General features: G+C 43.4%; 17 protein-coding genes. 12 read left to right on the forward strand and 5 right to left on the reverse strand.

Annotation, left to right across the window (positions count from 1 at the left end; genetic code table 11):
• Positions 1 to 3 precede the first annotated feature (3 nt).
• Positions 4 to 1,602 carry a tetratricopeptide repeat protein gene (locus COR50_RS14510; protein ID WP_198405656.1) on the forward strand — a complete coding sequence of 533 codons (1,599 nt, stop codon included), beginning with the start codon at positions 4 to 6 and terminating at the stop codon, positions 1,600 to 1,602.
• Between the two features lie 175 nt (positions 1,603 to 1,777).
• Here COR50_RS14510 and COR50_RS14515 read toward each other — a convergent pair whose 3' ends face one another.
• Positions 1,778 to 4,204, reverse strand: coding sequence for an AsmA family protein (locus tag COR50_RS14515; protein WP_098194654.1), 2,427 nt, complete (start codon positions 4,202 to 4,204; stop codon positions 1,778 to 1,780).
• 273 nt (positions 4,205 to 4,477) lie between these two features.
• Here COR50_RS14515 and COR50_RS14520 point away from each other — a divergent pair, with 273 nt between their 5' ends.
• The 5 genes from COR50_RS14520 to COR50_RS14540 all read left to right on the forward strand — a co-directional run bounded on the left by COR50_RS14520 (position 4,478) and on the right by COR50_RS14540 (position 10,343).
• Positions 4,478 to 5,710 (forward strand): DEAD/DEAH box helicase, encoded by a 1,233-nt coding sequence (locus COR50_RS14520; protein ID WP_098196251.1) that lies wholly within the window; start codon positions 4,478 to 4,480, stop codon positions 5,708 to 5,710.
• 33 nt (positions 5,711 to 5,743) lie between these two features.
• A complete protein-coding gene (locus COR50_RS14525) occupies positions 5,744 to 7,075 on the forward strand; it encodes a DEAD/DEAH box helicase (protein WP_098194655.1) in 1,332 nt (443 codons plus the stop codon).
• A 62-nt stretch (positions 7,076 to 7,137) separates the two neighbouring features.
• Positions 7,138 to 8,103, forward strand: a complete 966-nt coding sequence (locus tag COR50_RS14530) for a YheT family hydrolase (RefSeq protein WP_098194656.1) — start codon at positions 7,138 to 7,140, stop codon at positions 8,101 to 8,103.
• Positions 8,104 to 8,350: 247 nt separating this feature from the next.
• Entirely contained in the window at positions 8,351 to 9,769 is a 1,419-nt protein-coding gene (locus COR50_RS14535) for a DUF6600 domain-containing protein (RefSeq protein WP_098194657.1), read from the forward strand.
• A gap of 154 nt (positions 9,770 to 9,923) precedes the next feature.
• Positions 9,924 to 10,343, forward strand: a complete 420-nt coding sequence (locus COR50_RS14540) for an acyl-CoA thioesterase (protein ID WP_098194658.1) — start codon at positions 9,924 to 9,926, stop codon at positions 10,341 to 10,343.
• On the opposite strand, the gene COR50_RS14545 is transcribed toward COR50_RS14540, so the two are convergent.
• The 3 genes from COR50_RS14545 to purB all read right to left on the reverse strand — a co-directional run bounded on the left by COR50_RS14545 (position 10,344) and on the right by purB (position 12,717).
• Positions 10,344 to 10,784: a hypothetical protein gene (locus COR50_RS14545; protein WP_157760882.1), complete on the reverse strand. Its 441-nt coding sequence runs from the start codon at positions 10,782 to 10,784 to the stop codon at positions 10,344 to 10,346.
• A 40-nt stretch (positions 10,785 to 10,824) separates the two neighbouring features.
• Positions 10,825 to 11,256, reverse strand: coding sequence for a hypothetical protein (locus tag COR50_RS14550; RefSeq protein ID WP_098194660.1), 432 nt, complete (start codon positions 11,254 to 11,256; stop codon positions 10,825 to 10,827).
• A 120-nt stretch (positions 11,257 to 11,376) separates the two neighbouring features.
• The gene (gene purB / locus COR50_RS14555; RefSeq protein WP_098194661.1) at positions 11,377 to 12,717 is read right to left on the reverse strand and encodes an adenylosuccinate lyase; all 1,341 of its coding nucleotides are present in this window, start codon (positions 12,715 to 12,717) and stop codon (positions 11,377 to 11,379) included.
• Between the two features lie 117 nt (positions 12,718 to 12,834).
• Between purB and COR50_RS14560 the strand changes: the two genes are divergently transcribed.
• The 3 genes from COR50_RS14560 to COR50_RS14570 all read left to right on the forward strand — a co-directional run bounded on the left by COR50_RS14560 (position 12,835) and on the right by COR50_RS14570 (position 14,962).
• Positions 12,835 to 13,581, forward strand: coding sequence for a menaquinone biosynthetic enzyme MqnA/MqnD family protein (locus COR50_RS14560; protein WP_098196252.1), 747 nt, complete (start codon positions 12,835 to 12,837; stop codon positions 13,579 to 13,581).
• A gap of 124 nt (positions 13,582 to 13,705) precedes the next feature.
• Positions 13,706 to 14,362, forward strand: coding sequence for an NADPH-dependent F420 reductase (locus COR50_RS14565; protein WP_098194662.1), 657 nt, complete (start codon positions 13,706 to 13,708; stop codon positions 14,360 to 14,362).
• A gap of 18 nt (positions 14,363 to 14,380) precedes the next feature.
• Complete coding sequence (locus tag COR50_RS14570) at positions 14,381 to 14,962, forward strand: TlpA family protein disulfide reductase (RefSeq protein WP_098194663.1); 582 nt, start codon at positions 14,381 to 14,383, stop codon at positions 14,960 to 14,962.
• 87 nt (positions 14,963 to 15,049) lie between these two features.
• Here COR50_RS14570 and COR50_RS14575 read toward each other — a convergent pair whose 3' ends face one another.
• Positions 15,050 to 16,687 carry a M1 family metallopeptidase gene (locus tag COR50_RS14575; protein ID WP_098194664.1) on the reverse strand — a complete coding sequence of 546 codons (1,638 nt, stop codon included), beginning with the start codon at positions 16,685 to 16,687 and terminating at the stop codon, positions 15,050 to 15,052.
• Between the two features lie 46 nt (positions 16,688 to 16,733).
• Between COR50_RS14575 and COR50_RS14580 the strand changes: the two genes are divergently transcribed.
• From COR50_RS14580 to COR50_RS14590, 3 genes are all read left to right on the forward strand, one after another.
• Complete coding sequence (locus COR50_RS14580) at positions 16,734 to 18,383, forward strand: ABC transporter substrate-binding protein (protein ID WP_098194665.1); 1,650 nt, start codon at positions 16,734 to 16,736, stop codon at positions 18,381 to 18,383.
• A 115-nt stretch (positions 18,384 to 18,498) separates the two neighbouring features.
• Entirely contained in the window at positions 18,499 to 19,482 is a 984-nt protein-coding gene (locus COR50_RS14585) for a polysaccharide deacetylase family protein (RefSeq protein WP_157760886.1), read from the forward strand.
• A 330-nt stretch (positions 19,483 to 19,812) separates the two neighbouring features.
• Positions 19,813 to 25,353, forward strand: coding sequence for a PKD domain-containing protein (locus COR50_RS14590; RefSeq protein WP_157760888.1), 5,541 nt, complete (start codon positions 19,813 to 19,815; stop codon positions 25,351 to 25,353).
• The last annotated feature ends 109 nt before the right edge of the window (positions 25,354 to 25,462 follow it).

Consider the following 25,462-nt stretch of genomic DNA (forward strand, 5'->3'; position numbering starts at 1 on the left):
ATTATGAGAAAATATTTTAGCATAGTATTCCTTTTCTTTACCGTGTTTTCCGTCAATGCACAGGAACAGCAATCCTTGGATCAACAAGCCGATATCCTGTATAATAATTACGATTACGCCCGGGCGGCTTCCATCTATGAACGCTTGGTAAAAAGAAAACGTGTGAGGGATATTACCTGGGTGCGCTTGGCTGATTGTTACAGGCAGATGAACCATTACAGTCAAGCGGCGGATATTTACGCTAAATTGATTGCCCGCCCTGGTGCCCAACCCGATTGGAAACTATATTACGGTGATATGCTGATGTCCCTGGGAAAATATGATGAGGCGAAAGAGGCTTTCCAACAATATGCAAACGGTGGGAATGGCGGGGGTAAAGTTCAACATAGGCTAGAAGGTTGCGATCTTGCCCCGGCTTGGATTGCACAACCAACTATAGCGCAAATACAACCGGTTAATGGTCTTAATTCCAGCAGCTCCGATTGGGCCGCCACTTTTTATCCAGGTGGTATCATCTTTATGACTGATACCTTGCTGAAAAAACAACTAAATCCCAATAGTAACTATAATAAAAACCGTTATGGTCGCACTAACAACAGCTATTACAAACTTTATTACGCCGAACATCAGGATAATAAGGACCTGAAAGCCTGGGACTTTTCATCGACATTTAATCAATACAAATATCACGTTGGCCCCATCGTTTTTAATAAAGATTTTAACGCGGCCTATTTTACACTTACCAACCCGGTTAAGTCAAAGCATATCGCCCGGGAAAAAGAAGGCGAAAAGCCAAGTATCGTTTACGGTTATAGGAGGTTAGAGCTATATTATACCGAGAAAGATAGTAGCTCCGGTATTTGGAAGCAACCCGTACCCTTCCCATATAATAATCCCGGTGCATATTCTTTAGGACAGGCTGCTTTTAGCGGCGATGGACAAACTATTTATTTTACTTCTGATATGCCCGGAGGCCAAGGAGGAACAGACATATGGTACAGTACGCGGCAGCCGGATGGTACATGGTCTCAGCCAGTTAATTGCGGGGCAACCATCAATACGCCGGAAGATGAAGCGTTCCCGACTATAAGCGGTAATAATTTATACTTCTCCAGTAAGGGTTGGAGCGGCATGGGTGGATATGATATCTTTCGTTCCACCGGCTTTAAGACAAACTGGTCAAGCCCCGAGAACTTGAAATACCCTACAAACTCCCCGGCGGATGATTTTTATTATAATGTCAATCAGAATGGCTTTACATATTTTGCTTCCAACCGTGCCGGTGGTATGGGGAGCGATGATATATATGCCCTTGCAACACCAACGGTGATCGAAACTATCCCTAGAAAGCCGATTATTACATTGATCGGAACGGTCTGTCCATCGATCCCGGGGGCATGTATTTATATTTATAATAAGCAAAGGCAAGTAGGGTGGTGTTTTATTGGCCATCCTAACCGGGAGATCGTACTCACCTTGGAACCGGACACCGATTACGAAATCAGGGTGACAATGCCGGGTGGACCAACGCATTATACGGAATTTACTACCCGTGGAGAGGAGCCCAATGCGATCATCAGGAAAGCTATTTGTATAGAGTAAACCCCTGTTCTATATAAAACCTTGCTAGCACGGTAGCTAGTATTTGCAGTACAAAATCATGTTCCCATTTACCGCGCGCGTGGTAAATGGGAATTGTTCTTTACAGTATTACTAAATAAGTAGGAAGGCACATAATTTCATACTATTTATAGGGCTCCGGGTCTTTAACAGCAGGTTATTTATCTTTTTTCTTTCCCAGTTTTATCTTTACTTTCCCGTCATCTTGCCCATCATCGGTGGCATGCAAGTGCAACACGATCCCCTTGTTTCTCCTTTTCGCTTTCTCTTCTTTACTCAAGCCTTCATCTTTCTTTGGATTCCGTAAGGGCACCGTCATATATATATCAGTACCTTTAACGATTCCATATACGCCTTCAACGTCTAAATTAATAGCGGAGCTGGAAATTTGCATGGGGGGAATGATGATTTTATCACCTTTTAATTCCAAGGTATTTTGAATCCTTTCAAATTCAACATTATCCAAATTCCTTTTCTTAAATATAAACTTGCTGATATCTTCTAAAGGACCAAAGTTCAAGAGGGCGCCTTTTCTTAAATCGAATTTAATCTTCCCGAAAAAAGAATGTGGCAACAATTCCCCGTTATCTTTTATTTTCCCGGTAATATTTGCATTGGCAGAGAAAATACCTTTTAAATTATTGCTGGTGAGCGCATCTATCCCGAAGTTCTCGAAAGCGTAAAACAACTGGTTGATATGTACTTGCTGAATCGAAGCATCCAAGTTAAAAGGGTTCTGGCTTTGTCCCAGCCCGATTTTCCCGTCCACTAAAATTTTGCCGCCGGCATGTTGTACGCCCAGTTTCTTTAAAGTTATAGCATCCTGGTTGATGCCAACGAAAGAATGGACATTGGCTGCTTTAAAGTGCCGGTAGTTCACCTCGTCAATATTTACGTCCATTTCCACGTTGCTGGCATCGAGGAAAGCATCCAGTTGCTTGGTAAAACGGCTCATTACCTGGTGTTTCCTGGCCGGGGTAATTTTTTTACGTTGTGCTAATAAGAATTTGAATTCGTTGAGATCTACCTTGGGGCTTTCTATATTCCATGATATCAGCGCTTTTTCGGGTGCGTTAAAATAAAGAGTGGTAATGTTTTTAATAATACCATTTAAAGCAAGCTTGCTGGATTTTGTTTGCAAGATGAAATTATCCATGTACAGGTCGGTATCCTTAAAATTTAATATAACATTACACCTTTGCACCTTGATATTCCTGGGGAGATATTCAAAGGCGCCATTTTCCAGGTTTAGGTTTCCATTGATAGTTGGAATGATGGTATCAGATGGTAATATGCCGCCTTCATATCTCAACAATGCCGTGGCATGACCGGAATCAAATTTAAATGTTCCCGCTGTTAGTTCGTTGAGGTTGCTTAAGCGGAAGGAAGATCTGAACAAGGCTTTCAGCACCGGTTGGGTTAAATTATGAATGGTGACGGAATCTGCTTGGAAAGGAACGCCGAAGTACTTGGCCTTCATATCTTCAATCCTGATCATTGAATTGGGATCATTATGCCCCAACCCCGGCACTACTTCGTTGTAAAACTCCCCGTGAAAACTACAATCCGTCAACGGGCTACCTTTAACCAGCAGGTTGTTGTTCAAGGTTTGCCATTGCACATGTATTAGGGGAGTATCTGGGTATCTCAAGATGCCATTCAAAGACGCTCTTATGTCCAGCGGCTTTTCAAACTCGATCGTATCAAGTTTGCTGGAGATATTGGAAGATAAGATTGATAATCCCTCTTGAAACGGCAGTTTATTCGCTATGATGTAGAGTTGCCAATTTTTATGATCCTTCAAGAAGGAAAATGAACCTGTTATATTGTAAGTTTGCATATCAATATGGATATCCTGCTGCGGGACTTCCATTAGTTGGGAGGGGGTGTGATACTTCAGGTAAAGCTTACCCCACAACCTTTTATCTTTAAAAAATGATCCCTTTTCCTGGTTAAATTCAATATTGGGCAAATGAATATCATTTACCAGGCGAATATCCAGCACGCTATCTTTAGGTATAACTTCCCCACTCATCGATTTGATGTCGATATGAAAATATTTATGCCTGGGCACATGCTCGATAAATAATTGCATATCCTTAAATACGAGATGCTGTATATCCAGTAAACGATTTTTCTTGGGCTGTCCCGCATCGGCCGCGTCTTTTAATTTGAAAGCGCTGGTATTCGTATAGCCGGTAGAATCAGTATACAAATACACCTGTCCATCTTCAAAAGAAACTTCCTTGATGTCAATTTTCTTTTTTAAAATGGAAAAGGTATTAACTTTCAAAAAGATGTTTTTGACTTCTAATAGTGACCTCCTATGGCTATTCCAAAGGCTATCTTTAATACTGACATCTATTAATGCGACGGAAATGTTGGGGAAACTTCTAAGCAGGGTGGGTTCTATATCTGCTATGGTTACATTCGCTTCCAGTTCTTCATTGAGCTTATCATTGATTTGACTTAATAAAGCCTTTTTCTGTTGTTGGATTATTAAGGCAAGTCCTAACCAAAGTATAATAATTAATCCTATAGATACGCCTATTATCCATATTAATAATTTGAGCCATTTCTTCATATAGTAGTATTGTTACATAAATTACAAAAAAGCTGCCAAAGAGTTGCGAAGATTCCGATACACCGGTTTTTCGGGATGGTTGGATTTCAAGTATATTTCCCTTTGGACGTGATTATGCGGGAGCATAGAACCTTTACCTATTCTTTTTTTGTTTAATGGGAGCGATTTTTGAAGAAATAGGGAACTTGGAAGGCTAAATATTGTTATTTTCTACAAATCCGTTGCAAATAGCTACCTTTGCGTACTTGCAAAGTTAGCAAGATCAATGCTATTATGAAATTTGAACAGTATAACATTTCAGGGGAAATCAAGCGTAGCTTGGCTGATTTGGGCTTTAAACGGCCTACAGATATCCAGTATAAGGCCATCCCATCTATACTAAAAGGGGAAGATGTTATGGCGATTGCCCAAACGGGTACCGGTAAAACAGCCGCCTTCGCGATCCCCGTATTACATATTTTACAAACGATTCACCCAAAGAAAGTAAAAGGAGAGGTACGCAGCCTTGTCATGGTACCTACACGGGAGTTGGCCATACAAATTGCCGGGGTTTTTAGTGAACTGGCTAAATATACTTCCCTGCATGTATTAGCGCTAACTGGCGGCGTAGGTCAAGATGATCAAATTAAGGCTTTAAATAAAGGTGTAGATGTTTTGATCGCGACCCCGGGCAGGATGTTCGATCTCTTGAACCAGGGGCATATCAATTTTAAGTATGTTGAGATATTAATTTTGGATGAAGCGGATCATATGTTGGACCTGGGCTTCATGAAAGATATCCAGGATATCCTCCGCCATATACCGAGAAAACATCAGACTTTGTTTTTCTCCGCGACGCTGGATAAAGAAATCAAAGATCTCGCTTATTCCGTGGTGAATAACCCGATCAGGATACAGATTTCTCCCGATGACCCCGTTTCGAAGAATGTCACGCACAGCGTAGCTTATATCGAGATGGACGATAAACGCTTTTTCCTGGAACGCGTTGTAAAAGATAATGAAGGGAAGAAAGTTCTGGTATTTGTAAGAACGAAGGTCAGGGCAGAACGGGTAGCCGCGGCAATGGAAAGGGTGGGCATACCCAGCCTAACCATGCATGGTGGGAAAGAACAGGTAGACCGGCTGGATGTAATGGAACAATTCAAAAGTGGGAACATCCATTTGCTGATCACCACCGATGTTAATGCCCGGGGTATCGATATTCCTAATGTTGAGATCGTGGTGAATTACGATTTACCCGATGAGCCGGAAAATTATGTACACCGCGTAGGTAGAACCGGGCGCGGCGTACAGAAAGGTAGGGCCGTTTCCTTTTGCAGTAAGGAGGAGCAGGACATGCTAAAGAAAATTGAAAAATACATCGGCAAAGAAATTCATGAACTGACCATCACGAAAGGGGAATACAATGAAACGGTGGCCCTTTCCGATGATACTCCTAACGATAACTGGCAATTATTAATTGACCAGCATGAGAAAAAACAAAAACAAGCGAAGCGGAAAAAGTAATGACGCTTTGTTGGTAGAACACTAATAATTATTATGGAACAAGGATCTTTATCGGTTCAAGATATACTGAATTACCTCGATATCGAAGCGCTCAACGAAATGCAGGAAGCTTCTATCGAAGCCAACCGCCAAAATGATAACGTGATGTTGTTATCTGCGACAGGTTCAGGAAAGACATTGGCTTTCTTAATCCCCTTGCTGGAACGTTTGGACCCTTCTAAGAAGGGCACGCAAGCCATGGTGATAGTGCCTTCCAGGGAATTGGCAATGCAGATTGAGCAGGTATTCCGCTCAATGCGCACCGGGTATAAAGTAACGGTGTGCTATGGTGGGCATTTACGTGAGACGGAAGAAAACAACTTGCAAGAAGCCCCCGTGCTCATCATCGGGACGCCAGGGCGTTTGAAAGATCATATCAAGAGGGGAAACATCACGCTCGATACCATCAACAGTTTAGTACTAGATGAATTTGATAAAACCTTGGAACATGGATTCTCAGAAGAAGTGTCTTTTATCGTGGATGCTTTAAAAAATGTTGATCACCGTGTCCTTACATCGGCCACACGCTTGGTAGATGTGCCGTCATTCGTTCAATTCAATGAACCGCAGGTATTAGATTTCCTGCCCGCAGATGGTGCTATCATCCAAAGGTTAGCGTTACAAACCGTTCGAAGTCCGGAAGTTGATAAGTTGGAGACCTTGTTCGAACTGCTTTGCTACCTTGGAAACAGGCCCAGTATTATCTTCTGTAATCATAAAGAATCCGTGGAAAGGGTGAGTGAATACTTGTCCGGGAAAGGAATAGCGAACGAATATTACCACGGGTCAATGGAACAAAGGGACCGGGATAGCGCCCTGTTCAAATTCAGGAACGGCACTGTAAACTTCTTGGTAACAACCGATTTAGCTGCCAGGGGATTAGACATTCCGTATATCCGTTACATCATACATTACCATTTACCTGTAAATGAAGCGGTATTCACGCACAGGAATGGTCGTACGGCAAGAATGGAGGCAAGTGGTACCGCTATATTGATCCTCGGCCCCTCAGAACAGGTTCCGGCTTACATCTTGGAAGAAACGTCTGAAATATCTATCCCGACAACAGGATTGACCATCCCTGAAAAACCGAAATGGGTTACATTTTATATTTCAGCCGGGAAGAAGAATAAAGTGAACAAGATCGACCTCGTAGGCTTCTTCACAAATAAAGCGCAGCTCCGGGCAGAAGATATAGGCTTGATCGAAGTGAAGGATTTCATGTCTTTCGTTGCCATCCGCAAATCAAAAGCCAGCCTTGTATTACCCATGGTTAAGGGGGAAAAGATCAAGAAACAGAAAGTTAAAATAGAAATAGCTAAATAAAGGAACGGGGCGCTAAACATAGGCGCCTTATCTTTTATGATAGCGGGAAGTGATTATATATAATGCCAATTATTCCTGTAACAACATATAAAGCGCCGGTCTTATTTGGAAATAAGCATGTCCAAACGATGTACCCTACGCTCTTTAGAAATGTTCCGCAGGTAGCCTATCAAAGACAGCGTATTGCCACGCCGGATGATGATTTCATAGATCTTGATATTTCTGCTAGCGGGCAAGATAAAATGGTGCTTATCTTGCACGGTTTGGAAGGTGATGCTTCCCGGAAATATATGTTGGGCTTAGTACATTTATTAAACCGTAATGGTTTTGATACCGTATCAATGAATTTCCGTGGCTGTAGCGGCGAGCCCAATCGCCAACTAAGGTTCTATCATAGCGGCGATACCGGTGACTTGCGGCATGTATTAACTGGTTTAAGGCAAAAATACCCGGGAAAGCAGCTCTACTTGGCCGGTTTTTCATTGGGAGGAAATGTATTGCTTAAGTTTTTAGGGGAAGAGGCGAACGCTTTGCAGGGCATCGTGCAGGCAGCGGTAGCGATCTCCGTGCCTTGCGACCTGGCAGATAGCTCCAAGGCATTGGAGCAAAGGCAAAACTTCATTTACATGAAACGCTTTATCGGCAACCTGAAAGGGAAATTGGAAGAGAAAGCCTTGCGTTTCCCTGGGGCCATTGACCTCGACGGCTTTGAGCGCATAAAGACTTTCAGGCAATTCGATGATCGATTTACGGCGCCTATACACGGTTTTAAGGACGCTATTCAATATTGGACTTTATCTAGTTCTAAACCGTTACTACGCGATATAAAAATACCTACGCTGCTGGTGAATGCGCAAAATGATCCATTCCTGGGCAAGTCTTGCTATCCTTTCGAAGCCGCGGCTCAAAACCCTAATTTTTTCCTCGAAACACCTTCTAATGGCGGCCATGTCGGATTCGTTACATTCGGTAACCCGTATTATTGGTCGGAACATAGAACCCTTGCCTTTTTTCAGAATTTGGCTTAAAAATTTACCTACAATCGGTTGCATGAAATGGGCGACCCTTCAGGCCATTTTAGAAATATGTTGATTTTGGTTATTTTTAAATGATTGTTTTACAGTTAATAAATTGTCTTATGCTAATACTCTGTTAAATTCTAAAGTTAAACAGTGTTAAAGAAACTGAATTTATTATTTCTTGGCAACGCATTTGCATTATTATCATCGAACCTCAGTAGAATAATTACTTTCTATCTGGCTAAAACATCAACTTATGAGAAAGCTTTTGTTACCATTTATAGTAGTTTTTACCGGTCTGTTGACCGTGACTAGCTACAGCATTGCTGCCGGTCAGCAATACCAAAGCGATTACGATGATGATTATAGTGAGGGCTATTATGATGATCAAAACGAGCAATACAACGATAACTATGACCAAACGTCGTATCAAACTTTTTATGATGAATTAAGTCCTTACGGTAGATGGATCAACGACCCGCAATACGGTTATATCTGGGCCCCGAATGCCGGTAGGGATTTCAGACCTTATTATTCCAATGGCTACTGGTCTTATACCAATTACGGTTGGACCTGGGTGTCGAATTACAGTTGGGGCTGGGCGCCTTTCCACTACGGTAGATGGAGACAAGATCCATATTACGGATGGGTTTGGATTCCCGGACGCGTATGGGGGCCGGCATGGGTTAGTTGGAGACATTCCGATGGATATTATGGCTGGGCGCCATTAAGCCCCGGTATCAATATCAATATCAGCTTCAACATTCCTGCTGCGCATTGGGTGTTCTTGCCCGGTCGTTATATTTGCGACAGGTCTTGGTACCGCTACCATATTCCTTTCGGCCGGAATAATTATTACTATGGTCGAACTACAATTATTAATAATACTTATGTTGTCAATAGGAATGTATATGTAAGGGGACCACAAATCAGGGAAGTAAACCGTTATGTTAGGAGACCTATTAGAACAACCGTTGTAAGGGGAACCTCCCGTCCTGGTGTGGCAAGTAATAACGGTAGGAGGTTAGCTATTTACAGGCCTAACATTGCTAATAACGCCCGTGAAGCCAATCGCCCGGCCCCGCGTCAATATTATAACAGGGGTAATAACCGCGCCGTTGTTTCCAATAATAGTAGGCCGGTTAGAAACTCCGTAGCAGATAGCCGTTCCCCGAATAACGGGAGGATCAGTTCACCAAGTCCTAATAATAGTAGGGCAACGAGAACGAATATCCCGGGTAGAAGCAGGGTGCAAGCAAATAATGACAGGTCCGCTATTAACCGCCGCCCGGATGATCCGATGATGCGTTCCGGCAGGCCTGTTAACAGGTCAACATCCCCGGATGTGAACCGTAATAATTCCCGGAATACGCAACCTGCCGAACGTTCGGTAAGAAGGGAGACACCGCAAAGGAGATCTGCTCCCCAACCGGCTGCCCGTTCACAACAAAGAGCGGAAGTGCAACGCGCTGCACCGCAAAGGCAATCACGCCCGCAGGTACAACGTACGGCGCCCCAAAGGCAATCTAGTCCGCAGGTACAACGCACAGCGCCACAAAGGCAATCTAGCCCGAGGGTACAACGTTCTGCACCGCAAAGGCAATCTAGCCCTGCTAGATCTTCGAATGGATCATCTTCAAGAAGTTCTAGGGGAGAAAGTCATAGGAGAGGATAAGTAACATTGTTTTCAAACAACAGCATGCAATATTTAAAGAAAGCGGGATAGTCTTCTATCCTGCTTTTTCATTTCTATATCATTATTGAAAAACTCGATCGAAGTATTCGGGCTATATTTGCGAACTTTGCCCTGAATCAATCGGATACATGACATGAAATCAACTCCAGAATTAAATTTTCACACCCGTAGGTGGGTGAAACCGGAAGATCTGAACCCCAACCAAACTTTGTTCGGCGGTAGTTTACTGAAATGGATCGATGAAGAGGCGGTGATTTATGCAATCATACAACTTGAAAATCCACACGTGGTAACGAAGTTGATCTCCGAAATAAATTTCATCTCTGCACCGAGACAAGGGGATATTATAGAATTGGGAATCGTGGCAACGAAATTTGGAGTTACATCTCTCACCATGCGTTGCGAAGTAAGGAACAAATTAACGCAACAAAAGGTTTTAACTATTGATAGGATGGTGTTTGTAAACCTGGATGAACACGGCGTTCCCCAACCCCATGGGAAGACGGAAGTAACCTATGTAAAAGATCGTTTGAAGAAAAAAGGGGAAGAATAATTAGCTGTTTCCTTTCATCTTGCCGGGCTTACCGATCCACAAGTGAATAATAAATATTACTTGTGACAGCCCGAGGGTAAAGCAACTATACTCGAAAAGCCGCAAGTAATTATTCCTCATGACGAATGAATGTGGAGCTAACCTGGCGCTTGCTAAAATGCCGATAATCCCCAGTACCGTACCTGCAAAATGTGCTGTATTGAGCCACCGGACCGTTAATATTCCCTTACCCATCCAATATAAGCCGGTAAAAGCTAACAGTAACATGCCAAATACAGTGACCAGGAAGCCATTGGTTAATTCGTAATATGAATTATGCATGCGTAGGTTAATCTTGCCGGTAGAGATGAATAATAAATATGCTGAAAGCAGGAAGAAGGCTATCAACCAGGGCAATACGGTACGTGGAAAAAATGCAGGCTTTGGCTTGATTGAATTCATCGGGAAAATTAATACTTAGTCTAACTGGAAGGTAATAAATTTATTCATCTGTCGATGCGAAATGCTCTTCAACCTTTGTTGCGATTCCTTTCTTAACAAACATGCCTACAAAGATCTGTAATACGACGATCAACGGTAGCCCGGCTCCAGCATATAGCAAGTAATTGATCGCATAGATAAACTGGTCTTCTCCCGGCGTGGATCGCAGGATATGGGTGTGACCAGCATATAGCCTGGCCAGGTATAGCAAGTAAAAACTTGCAATTGCAAATAAAAGTATTTGCAGCCATTGTAAAATTCGCCATGTGAATGGTGTCGCCGCCTTGTATAGTTTTGCGGTAGCCCTGTAGACAAAGGCATGTATCAACCATGCGAGCCCGGTATTAAAAAAAATGCTGCTAATTTGAACGGTCAATTTTTTTCCATCGGGATATAAAAATTCGATGGAACCGTCCCAATATATCGCCGCCATGGCAATAAAAATAATTGCAATACCGACACAAATTTTGAAACTGGATATAAGTCCCCGCATATAAAAAAACACCCGGTACCAGTAAATACCGGGTGTATTAAATGTGTTCAAATTATTTATTTATTGCCAAACGCCCGTATAATTATGCGGGCTTATAGCTTTCAATTCTTTCTTTAAAGCTGCGCTGATTTTTAAGCTGTTTATGAAAGCGTGGATCGTTTTTTGATTGATTTGTTCCCCCCCGCGAGTTAATGCTTTCAATGCCTCGTAAGGTTGCGGGTAGTTTTCGCGTCGCAACACGGTTTGAATTGCTTCCGCAACTACTGCCCAATTATCTTCCAAATCCGCTTTAAGTTTTGATTCGTTGAGGATTAGTTTACCCATCCCTTTATCTAGGGAGCGGAGGGCGATGAAAGTGTGGGATAATGGAACACCGATATTTCTCAGTACAGTTGAATCAGTTAAATCGCGTTGCAGGCGGCTGATAGGCAATTTTACGGCCAGGTGCTCAAAAAGGGCATTGGCGATACCAAGATTACCTTCCGCATTTTCGAAATCGATCGGGTTTACCTTGTGCGGCATCGCTGAGGAACCAACTTCGTTTTTCTTGATCTTCTGTTTGAAATAATCCATGGAAATATATTGCCATACATCCCTAGCAAAGTCGATTAAAATGGTATTGATGCGTTTCAAGCTGTCAAATTGTGCGGCGATGTTATCGTAATGCTCAATTTGCGTGGTGTACTGCATACGGGTTAAGCCGAGCGTGCTGTTCACGAACTTGTTGGCAAACTTTTCCCAGTTGACTTTCGGGAACGCAACGTGGTGCGCATTGAAATTTCCGGTTGCCCCTCCAAATTTAGCGGCGAATGGAATTTGGCCTAGCAAGTTTACTTGTCCTTCCAGCCTTTCCACGAATACCATGATTTCTTTACCGAGGATCGTCGGGGATGCCGGTTGGCCATGTGTACGAGCCAGCATAGGCACTTTCATCCAACTTTTTGCCATTTTTTTCAAGGCGAGGATGAGGTTGGCCACCGCGGGCATGTAGGCTTGTTCCACGGCATCGCGCCACATCAGTGGTGTTGCAGTATTGTTAATATCTTGCGATGTTAAGCCGAAATGCACCCATTCCAACAAATCTTCCATCCCAAGGCCTTTCAGCTCATTCTTGAGGAAGTATTCCACTGCTTTCACATCATGGTTAGTGATTTTTTCGGTGTCCTTAATCACCTGTGCTTGCTCCACCGTAAATTCTTGGTAGATTTTGCGCAGGGCCGGGAATTTCGTCTTGGATAGGCTAAACACTTTCTGTTCTGCCAAGGCAATGAAATATTCCACTTCCACCATCACGCGGTAGCGTATCAAGGCAAACTCGGAAAAATAAGGGGCCAGTTCTTCCACTTGGCTCCTGTAACGCCCATCGATAGGGGAAATAGCAGTTAAGGCTTGTAATTGCATAGATTGATATATATAACTCGTATTCACAATTTAATTCCTATTTAACAGCTCAAGATCATGGATGTTGAGTATCTAAACTGGAATTTAAGTATTTTTGCGGCTTCAAAATTACAGAAATTGGAACGGAAAGTAAAAGTTGCGGCAGTAAGTTATTCAAATACTAGACCATTATTGTACGGTTTTAGGAATCACCCGGTCATGGAAATGATGGAATTAACGGTAGATTACCCGGCTAAAATCGCCCAACAATTAATAGATGGGGATGTGGATGTTGCCCTGGTACCGGTGGCAATTGTACCGAAACTCAAAGAAGCTCATATCATAGCAGATTATTGCATCGGGGCGGATGGGCCCGTGGCCTCAGTGTGTTTGTTTAGCGATGTGCCCTTACATGAAATCAAGCGGATATTTTTAGATTACCAGAGCCGTAGCTCGGTAGCTTTATTGAAACTGCTCGTTAAGGAATATTGGAAGCTGGATGTCGAATTCGTGGAAACAACGGGGCATTATCAACAATTTATTAAAGGTACCGATGCCGGCTTAGTTATCGGGGATCGCGCCCTGGAACAACGTCTTAAATCGCCCTACATATTTGACCTGGCCGATGCCTGGATGAAATATACCAGTTTGCCCTTTGTTTTCGCGGCATGGATTAGTAATAGGGCCTTGCCGAAAGAATTTATAAACGCCTTTAATGATGCGAATAGCATCGGTTTAAAGAACCTTCCGGCCGTCATCGCGGAAAATCCTTCACCGATTTATGACATGAATATTTATTATACCCAGAACATCAGTTACCCCTTGACTCCTGCCAAGCGGCAGGGAATGCAACGGTTTATCTCATATTTGATGAATGGTAATTAGGGTCAAGAATTTTTTTGGATCGAGGGGTTTCAAGGGTTTTTTCCTTTAAGGTTTTCATTTTATTGCTGCTTTGTATTTGCAGCCACGAATTTTCGGTAAATTCATGGTATAAAAATGAGTTGCTATGAAAATTGGGGTTTTGGGTACCGGGAACGTGGGTTTGGCAATTGCCGGTGCTTGTTTGAAAATTGGTTACCAGGTGAAAATAGGGACGAATCACCCGTCGAAGCCGGCTTTGCAGGCTTGGTTGTCGAAACAAAATGCTGAGGTTCAGTTGGGGAAATTTAGCGAAGCCGCCATCTTTGGTGATATCATCTTTTTATGTACAAATTGGTTGGGAACTCAAGCTGTGATTGAATCTGCGGGAGTATGGAACTTTAATCACAAGATCGTTGTCGATATTACGAACCCGCTGGATGGAAAGGGGCCGGATGAAAACGGTAAACTACATCTAGCATTACATAATAGCCTTTCGGCAGGCGAGCAAGTGCAGGCCTGGCTGCCCGGCGCACACGTAGTTAAAGCGCTGAATTCCATCGGCAGTGATAGCATGTTGGAACCGAAATTTAACGACGGTCCTCCCACGATGTTTATTTGTGGCAATGATAAATTAGCTAAACAGGCAGTGGCAGATATTTTGAAACATTGGGGCTGGGCGGATGTCATTGATTTGGGTAATATAGAGTTTTCTAGGGAGCTGGAAGCGCTCTGTGTAATCTGGTGCGCTTACGGTTTTAGAACAGGGACTTGGCACCATGCTTTTAAATTGATTCGGGATTAATCGGAAAACGGGTTTAAAATGGAAAAGTTGCAGTTGTGGTTGAAGAAAAATATCGTTAGCATCATTTTGATGGGTATGCTGCTGTTGTTATTGGTCAGTCCTGATGCCAAGGCCTGGTTTTTACGGCAGGTAATCGCGACGGGAATTATGAATCCCTCGATTGAGAAAAATGTTCCAAGCAGCCCGGGATCCATTGACTTTAGCGTAACGGATGCATCCGGGAAATATATAAATATCAAGGATTTGAAGGGGAAGGTGGTGTTTATCAATTTTTGGGCTTCCTGGTGCCCACCTTGCCGCGCCGAATTTCCTTCCTTGCAGCAGTTTTACGAGAAATACCAGCATAATAAGAACATTGTTTTTATAACGGTCAACCTCGATAAAAATGTAGAGATAGCAAAGGCTTACATGGAAAAGAAACAATACACGGTACCTTTTTTGAAACCAGCCGGTAACATCCCGGAAACAATTTTCCAAGGCTCGCTACCTACAACGGTCATACTAGGTAAGCAAGGTAATATACGGTTGCATCATGAAGGTATGGCCAATTATAGCTCCGGTAACTTTTACAAGCAAATCGATCAACTCATCAATCAATAAAGCATATTTACTTCTGTAAGAATAGAAAAGCGGGGAGCTGCAACGCTTCCCCGCTTCGTAATTTTGAACTTTTATCCTATCGGATATTTATTTCACTTCTTTTGATTTAACGTAAAAGGTTGGATCAACTTTTAACGATTTGAATGTTTCGACTTTCATGTTCGTCCAATCGGTTCGCGGCTTAATAAATTTATAATCTTTACCGTTGATGCTCACTTTTACCGGCATATTGAAGTCCGCAACATCGGCTACCCAACGATAACTTAACCTGTGACCATCAACTTTATATTCCAATACCGGTACCCCTGTAGTTCTGAGGTATTGATCGAATACCTTGTCAAAATTCATCTTCGACATTTTATTGATATAAGATTCAACCTGTTGCGTGGTAACCGTTTGATGGTAGAATGTTTTATTCAAGCCTCTCAATATATTTCTAAATACTTCATCGTTATCAATGATTTGCCTGATCGTATGAAGCATGCTGGCGCCTTTATAATACATGTCGCCTGAACCTTCGTTGTTTACACCGTATTGCCCGATGATGGGAATATCATTCGCAATATTTCTCCTGCTACCGATGTTATAAGCATTTGCAGCATCTTTGCCATATTCGCATTCGGTAAACAATGTTTCCGAATAGTTTGTAAAACCTTCATGGATCCACATATCAGCAATATCTTTGGATGTTATATTATTGCCAAACCATTCGTGGCCGCTTTCATGTACAATTAAGAAGTCCCATTTCAAACCCCAACCGCTACCTGATAAATCCCTGCCGGCATAGCCGAACTTATACCTATTCCCGTAAGCTACAGCGCTTTGATGTTCCATGCCCAGGTGCGGTGTTTCAACTAATTTATAACTATCTTCATAAAAGGGGTAAGGGCCGAACCAGTATTCAAAACATTTCAGCATCGGTTTTACTACGCTGAAGTGTTTTTTAGCTTTGTCCAAGTTGTAATCCAATACCCAGTAATCGATATCTAGTTTACCTTTTTCCCCGTCGTAAGCATCATTAAAATGTTTATAATGCGCGATGTTCAAAGCCACATCGTAATTATTGATCGGGTTGGAAACGAACCAAGTATAAGTGGTGGTGCCATTAGCATCATTGATGCTAACATTTCTTAACCTGCCATTCGAAACATTTACGAGATCCTTGGGTACGGTTACATGAATTTGCATGGAGTCCGGTTCCTCGGATTGATGATCCTTGTTGGGCCACCAAACGCTCGCGCCCAAACCTTGGCAGGCAGTCGCGATCCATGGCCTGTTCAACGAATCCTTTGCCCAAACGATACCACCATCCCAAGGGGCTCTAACCGCCACGCGGGGCCTACCTGAATAGTAGATCGTGATATCTTCAATACTACCGGTTCGGGGCATTTCTACCAGGTCCAGGAAGAAAGCATTGCCATCGCGTGTAAATTGAAGCTGTTTGCCATTGTAAAGTACGCTGTCAATGTTTAACGGCTCCTGGAGGTCAACCTGCATTTTATTATAAGGTTTCAACACCTTGAATCGAATGGTATTATAGCCCTGGATGCTGCTATCGCCGGGATGTACATCCACATGTAGATCATAAAAAGTCACGTCCCACCAACTGCGTTCCGGTGAAATACTACCCCTCAAGGTATCGGCACGGGTAAATTTCTGTTCCTGTCCTATAGCCGTCATAGCTAAACACACAACGCCCAATATCGATAATAACAACCTACGCATAGTATTCTGTATATTTTTAGCTGGAAAGATATTAATTTAACAGCAAATGAAATACACAGGGATTGGCATAATACATAAACGGATATTGTTCCTCTTGGCTGGGATTTGCTGCATTTTATTCTCTTGCAGGCAAGATAAACAAGCGGGTAAGATCGTTTTCCGTTATAATCAACCCGAAGGGATCCCTACGCTGGATCCCGCATTTGCTAAGAACCAAGCTATCATTTGGGGAGTCAGGCAAATATTTAATACGCTTGTTGAGCCCGATAGCTTGTTGAGGATACAGCCTTCGCTAGCCAAATCATGGGATATCTCGGCAGATAGGAAAACCTATACATTTCATCTCCGTAATGATGTATATTTTCATGATCATCCCGCATTCGAAGGTGGAAAGGGACGGAAGATGACGGCCGGCGACGTGGTTTATAGCTTTAAAAGGGTGATAAATCCTTTAACCGCATCGCCCGGCGCATGGATATTTAACGGTAAACTGGATCCGGACAGCGGTTTTATTGCCAGGGATGACAGTACCTTCGTATTACGATTGAACAAGCCATTCATGCCGATACTTGGAATATTAAGTATGCAGTATTGCTCCATCGTACCCTATGAAGTGGTCAATATGTATGGAAAAGATTTTAGGAAACACCCCGTGGGCACGGGACCTTTCATGTTCCACTTTTGGGACGAAGGGCAGGCGCTCATCTTGCATAAGAACCCGGATTATTTCGAAAAGGATAGCCTAGGACGGCGCCTACCATATATCGACGCGGTAAAAGTCAGTTTTTCCGATAGCCGTGCCACGGAGTTTTTACTATTTATGCAAGGGAAGCTGGATTTTATTAACGATATCGAATCTTCGTTTAAAGATGAAGTACTAACGAAGTCAGGGGCATTAAAACCCGAATGGAAAGGGAAAATTCAACTCTCAAAATCTTTTTACCTCAACGTGGAATACCTGGGGATGGTTGTTGATACGAACTTGGCCATCGTGAAACATTCGCCGCTGAGGTGGAAGAAAGTGAGGCAGGCAATCAATTACGGGTTTGATAGGGTGAAGATGATGACTTATTTAAGGAATAACATCGGAACGCCTGCCCAATCCGGGTTTCTGCCCATGGGTCTCCCTTCGTTCGATGCCTCAAAAGTACCCGGTTACCATTATGATCCCGTGAAAACGCAAGAACTTTTGGCAGCGGCCGGTTTTCCGGGGGGGAAAGGTTTGCCGGAGATAAAATTGGTTTCCATCCCGATGTACGCCGATATGGCAAATTACGTCGCGAACCAATTATCTTTTTCAGGTATAAAAGTGAACGTGGAAATAATGCAGAAAAGCGCCTTGATTGATCTCACCGCTAAATCGGCCGTCCCATTTTTCCGTGGAAGTTGGATTGCGGATTATCCCGATGCAGAATCATTCATGACCGTGTTTTATAGTAAGAATCCTGCGCCGCCGAATTATACGCGTTTTTCCAATGCCAAGTTTGACCGGCTTTATGAACAGGCATTGCAGGAAACCGATGATAGCAGCCGTTATGAAGCATACAGGGCGATGGATCGAATCATTGTTGAAGAAGCCCCGGTAGTACCGCTTTTTTACGACCAGGTCATCCGTTTCATCCAACCCAATGTAAAAGGCCTGGTAAACAACGGGATGAATTTATTGGAACTGAGGTACGTACAGATCAAGAAATGACAGGATATTTCTCCCTATCAAGTATTCTCATTAATTTAACGGCGCAAAATAAAACCCGGCTAAACTTATGAACCCCGCTAAGAAATTATTTTATTCCGCTGTGAATATGCTTCCAATGAACTGGTTGCAGGATAGCAATCCCAACAGGATCATTCTACCGTACCAGCATATTGTCAGCGATCAAGCCGTGCCGCATGTAAGGAACTTGTATCCCTTTAAAAACGTGAAAGCGTTTGAGAAGGATTTAGATGTATTAGCCAAGAATTTTCAACCGCTAACAGCAGAGCAGATCATCCGGCATATAAACGAAGCTTCACCCTTGCCCAAGCGTTCTTTTTGCCTTTCTTTCGATGACGGGTTCAGGGAAGTGGCGGAAATAATCGTCCCCTTGCTTGAGAAGAAAGGTATCCCGGCAATATTTTTCTTAAACCCGGCATTCCTCGATAATAAAGAACTGTTTTACAAACTGAAGATCAGCTTGATTATTGATGCATTGCATATCAATAATTATCAAGAAGTGAATTTAAATTTAATCTGTGATGTCTTGGAGATACCACGCGGCAGTAATTTAGAAGATACCCGGGAAGCTATTTACAATATTAAGTACCCAAGGAAGGAAATTACAGACGAATTAGGCAAGATACTGGGGCTCGATTGGGAAGCATACTTAAAATCAGCGCGTCCGTTTATGACCTGGGATCAAGTTGGGGATATCGTGCGGAAAGGCTTCGAGATAGGGGGGCATAGCATCGATCACCCTTATTATGACATGATTTCTTACGAAGAACAAATACATCAAACTTTGGGGAGCGTCACACCCCTGGTAGAGCGGTTCAATTTGCCTTATAAAATCTTCGCGTTCCCACATTATGATAGCGGCGTTAGCAAGAAGTTTTTCAACGAATTGCTCACTGGAACAGATCCAAAATTGGACCTGGTATTTGGAACCGCAAATCATAAACAAGATATTTCTCCCAAGATATTGCACCGTTTTAATTTCGAACGACCCGAAACTTCCAGTTCAGCATCTGTAAAGGGCATTTTAGCCTATACGAAGCTTACCAGGATGCTAAATAAGCACCTTGTTAACCGTGACTAAGCCGGGGACTTTTAGACGGGGTTTTAAAATGACTGCGATATTATTGCAGCAGGTTAAAAAAATATAGGTATTGTAATTAAAAATAATTCATTAAAATTGTCAATATAAACATAATATTAATATGTTATTTTAATTAAATAATTGTTTGTTAATATTATACATATATAAAGTATTAATAAGTTATTAAAAAAATTATATATGTAAAATGCATTTATTCCACACATTGTATCAATTTCCAGGTTAACTTTGCATACGTTCGACGTGTTGAGGTTTTTTATAATCTATTATTGAAAAAGCCATAGTCTTTACCTACTAAAAATTAACCATCTAGTGAAGAACCTTCTTAACCGGGGACGAACCAAAATACAATCTTGTATTGGGTTATGCATTTTTTGTATTCTGTCCCACTTAAATGTCCTAGCCCAGGGCGACCAGACGAAGATTACCGTCTCGACTAATTCGAGTGGCGGTACTACTGGCGCATGGCTACACCTACCTGGAGATTATAATAGCACTTCCGAAAAGTATCCCTTAGTAATTTTCTTTCACGGTATCGGTGAAAGAGGTACCAACTTGGATGTCGTTTTGAACCAAGGCTTACCGAAAGCTATTGCCAACGGCGCCAAGATGGATTTCGTCGTGAATGGCAAAACGGAGAAGTTAATTACCGTTTGCCCGCAGAATCCCGATAACGGTTGGACAAAGCCTGCCATGGTAGATGCCATTTTGAAAGATATTATCAGCAAATACAGGATCGATGAAAATCGCATTTATCTCACGGGGTTAAGCGCCGGGGGATTTGCTGTTTGGGGTTACGTGGCCGCTAATATGACCTATAGTAGCAAAATTGCAGCTATAGTGCCGGTTAGCGCTGCCCCGATCGATGACCCTTCGGGATTATGTAACATCGCACAAAATAATGTCGCGGTATGGACTTTATGCGGTGACCAGGACTCTTTTTACGGCACTACACTAGATTATATAGATCGTATCAACGCATGTAATCCCAAGACGGCGCCGAAACTTACGACCTATGCCGGGATGGGGCATAGTTCTGCCGTATGGGATCGCGCTTATTCCGCTGATCATACTTATCTAAATCCAAATATTTACGAGTGGATGTTGGGGTTTAGCAGGGCGGGGAGTACAACCCCGGCCAACCAATCCCCGGTTGCTAATTCCGGTGGCAGCGCTACGGTAACATTACCGGCAAATTCGCTGGTACTGGACGCCTCCGCTTCCTCTGATGCCGATGGTTCTATCGTATCATTTACATGGAAACAAACTGGCGGACCCAATACTGCTAGCATCTCCAATGCTAATACATCCAAGGCTACAGCTTCTGGACTTATTGCTGGTACTTATACCTTCAGCGTTACGGTGACAGATGATGATGGAGCCACTGCTACAGCTTCCAAGACGGTTACAGTAAACGCTGCTTCTAATCAAGCGCCCATCGCCAATGCCGGCCAGAATATCAGCTTGCAATTACCTACAGCGAGTACAACATTAAACGGGAGCGGCTCTTCCGATCCGGACGGAAGTATTTCAAAGTATGCTTGGCAACAGGTCAGCGGTCCCAATACGAGCGCTATCGCATCCCCGAACAGCGCTAGCACAAACATCAGTGGATTGATCGCAGGAACATACCTGTATTCCTTAACGGTAACTGATAATCAAAGTAAGACTGCTACTGCCAACGTTAGTGTTACGGTTGCAGAAGCCACGACCCAGCCGGGAAGCTGCGATTGTGATTTCGAGTTTGGGCCTGATTCGGACGGGGGGATTTACGTGGATCTGTCCAGCAGGGGTGTGCAACCCGGGGATAGGGTTTGTATTAAAGCAGGTAAATATAAATACATTCAATTCTTTAATTTCTCGGGAACCGCGGCACAACCGATCACGTTTATTAACTGTGGCGGCCAGGTGTTTGTAGGTGACGGGGGAAATTACGGGATCAATTTCAATAATGCCAAGTTTTTCAAAATCACCGGTACCGGTACTACCGATAAATACGGCTTCGTTGTAAGTACTACGGGCACCTATTTGTCTAGCGGTTTTGCCGCGGGTAAAGGTTGTAGTGATTATGAAGTAGATCATATTGAAATTTCCCACGCGGAAGCGGGAATGCTCTGCAAGGTAAATCCCGATTGCGATCCTAATAACTGGTATCCCAACTTCGAAATAAGAAATATCAAGTTTCACGACTTGTATATTCATGATGTACTCGGGGAAGGGATGTATATCGGTAATACGGCGCAGAACGGGATGGAGGTTACTTGCGACGGCGTCACCAAAATGATCCCGCCGCCCAGGATTTACAATGTCGAGATTTACAACTGTATCACCAATAACACGGGTTGGGATGGTATACAGCTTTCAGCTGCCCCGGAAGGCGCTTACATCCATGATAACTACGTTAGTAATTACGGTTTGGAAAATAAAGGCAGCCAACAAGCAGGTATCATCTTCGGTGGTGAAAGCGTGGGCAGCGTTTATAACAATATCGTGGAAAAAGGAACTGGTAACGGGATGCAGATCTTCGGTGGCGATCTCGTGAAAGTGTACAATAACCTCGTGATCGATGCTGGTTTTGATGGTACCAGCGCAGGTCAGGATGCTATTTTAGTTGATGATAAGCCTACGAATTACTTATATAAAGGTATCCGTGTTTACATGTTTAATAACACGGTAATCCGGTCTGGACGTGCAGGTATTGCCTTTTTTAACTCTAAAGGAACGGTGGGAAAAGGTAACCTTTTTTATAATAACCTGGTCGTTGCTCCTGGCGCCGGAACGAGCTCCAGTGCATACATTAATATTTCGAATACCGTAGATTATACATCCGGGAACAATCTCAATATCGCCAATATCGCTGATGCCAAGTTTGTAAATGCAGGTGGAAATGATTTCCATTTGACTGCATCTTCCCCCGCTGTGGATAAAGGTTATAACGCCGCTACTTACGGAGTTAATATCGACTTGGATAATAACGCCCGCCCATCGGGCAGCGCGTTTGATATCGGTGCATATGAGTTTGTTTCCGGTTCCACGCCGGTAAATAAACCGCCGGTAGCCAATGCCGGTGGAGCTATCACTATTACTTTGCCGGATGAATCCGTTACCCTTGATGGTAGCGCTTCATCAGATCCGGATGGAACGATCAAAGCATTTGCTTGGAAACAGGTCAGTGGCCCAGGTACTGCTACCATAGCTAGTCCTGCTGCCAATAAAACCCTTGTCAGCAAATTGGTAGAAGGAACTTATACCTTCAGCCTAACAGTAACTGATGATGATAATGCCAGTAATACGGTAGAGGTAAAAGTGACCGTGAATCCCGCGGCTAATAAAGCGCCGGTAGCTAATGCTGGAAGCGATCAAACGATTACCTTGCCAACAAATACGGTAACTTTAGATGCCGTATCATCAACGGATGCGGACGGCTTCATTCAAACTTTTTCCTGGCAGCAAATCAGCGGCCCCAGTACGGCAACATTTTCTTTGCCGAATGCTTCTAAAACACCCGTTTACAGTTTAACCGTGGGTACTTATGTTTTTGAAGTCACTGTTACTGATAACGATGGTGCTACCGCGAAAGACCAGGTTTCGGTTACCGTGAATCCCGCGGTTAATAAAGCGCCGATCGCGAATGCCGGGACCGATATTACGATAACATTACCTACAAATACGGCATCTTTAAACGGCGAGGCTTCGCAAGACCAGGATGGCACTGTAGAAAGTTACCTATGGAGCCAGGTTGCCGGACCCAATACAGCCACTTTTGAAAATAAACAAGCCGCGCTTACCGCGATCTCCGGCCTGGTAGAAGGAACTTACAGCTTTCAATTAATAGTGACTGATAACGGTGGAGCCAAGGATACTGCCGATGTAAACGTAATCGTTAAACCAGAACCGAATAAAGTTCCGGTTGCTGACGCGGGAAATGATATTACAATCACTTTGCCGGCAGCTAGTACAACATTAGACGGTAGCAAGTCCTACGATGCGGATGGTAACATACAATCTTATACTTGGAAAAAGGTAAGCGGACCTTCTTATGCAATTGCCAATCCTAATAGCGCCAAGACATTAATCAGTAACTTGTCTGCCGGTACTTACGTGTTTGAACTAACCGTGGCAGATGATAAGGGGGCTACCGCGAAAGACCAGGTAACAGTTACCGTTCAATCCAGTCAAAATACAGCGCCCGTTGCTAATGCGGGAGATGATAAATCGATCACCTTACCCACGAACAGCATTAACCTAAACGGTACTGCTTCTACTGATAGTGATGGCAGCATCGTAAGTTATTCTTGGAATAAAATTAGCGGGGGGAATGCCTATATCGTTCAAACAACGGCAGCGCAAACAGCGGTTACCGGCTTGGAAGCAGGTACTTATGTTTTTGAACTGACAGTCAAAGATGATGACGGGGCAACGGCTTCCGACAAAGTTTCTGTTACCGTACTACCCGCTACTAACCAAGCCCCGGTTGCAAACGCTGGCGCCGACCAAAGTATCAGCTTACCAACAAATAGTGTAACACTCAATGCAGATCAGTCGTCCGATAGTGACGGATCTATCCTAAGCTATTCCTGGACAAAAGTGAGCGGCGGAAATGCATATATAAATGCTCCAAACTCCGTTTCAACAAGTGTAACAGGACTAACAACAGGAACGTATGTTTTCGAATTGACCGTTACAGATAATAATGGTGCAACGGCGAAAGACCAGGTGAAAATCACGGTACAAGCTGCCGCCAACCAAGCGCCGGTAGCGAAAGCGGGCAACGATATCACGATAACTTTACCTACTAATAGTACTACCTTAAGCGGTTCGCAGTCCAATGATCCGGATGGAACCATCGCGAGCTATACATGGCGCAAAGTGAGCGGGGGAGCTGTGAATATTGCAACCCCAAATGCTGCCGTTACGAGTATCAACGGTTTGGTAGAAGGAACATATGTTTTTGAGCTGACCGTGAAAGATAATAATGGCGCTACTGCAACGGATAATATTACCGTGGTGGTCAAAGCTGTCTCCAACCAGGCGCCGGTAGCCAACGCGGGGAGCAACCAGTCTATCACTTTACCAAATAACAGCGTCACGCTTAACGGTACAGCTTCTTCAGATCCGGACGGTTCCATTGTTTCATACAGTTGGGTTAAGATTAGCGGCGCCGCGATCACAATCAGTAGTCCATCTAATGCCAGCACGCAAGTTAGCGGTTTGGCGGAAGGTGAATACATATTTGAGCTAACGGTGAAAGATAATAATGGAGCAAGCTCGAAAGACCAGGTAAAAGTTACGGTGAATGCCGTGGCTAACAAGCCGCCGGTTAGTATCCCGGGAGCAAATATCACGATCAGCTTATCCGAGAGAAGCGCCTCACTCGATGGTACGGCTTCCTATGATCCTGACGGTTCTATTGTAAAATATGAGTGGACGATACTTGAGGGTGATCCATCAGCCATTATCAGCACTCCAACAGCCGCTAAGGCAAGTATTAACTTTACGAAAGTAGGTAAATACACGGTTGAACTGGCTGTTACGGACAATGGCAACCTTGTAGCTAAAAATACTATCGTGGTTGAAGTCCTCAACCTGGATAATACTTTAGAAGTTAATTTATTTCCGAACCCTGCTGTAGAATATATCAGGTTGCAGATTAAAACGCACACGATAAAAGACGCAACCCTTTGGATCTACGATAATAAAGGCGTACCGGTGATAAAGCAAGTTATCGGCTCTGCTTCGGATAACTGGCAGGGGCAGGTAGATGTATCTGCTTTGCCCGCAGGTATGTATTTTGTTCATATCGTTGGTGCAGAAGGACTTCAGTATAAAACGAAATTTGTGAAGGTGAAATAAAATAATAGGCACTATTTAATCCCTATATTTTTAATTGCCAACCCCCATTGTGAGAAAAAAACGGTCCATCGTGGCCGTTTTTTTATGCCCTGTTTTATAAGAACCTGTA

Source organism: Chitinophaga caeni, from assembly GCF_002557795.1.
GTDB classification, from domain to species: Bacteria; Bacteroidota; Bacteroidia; order Chitinophagales; family Chitinophagaceae; genus Chitinophaga; species Chitinophaga caeni.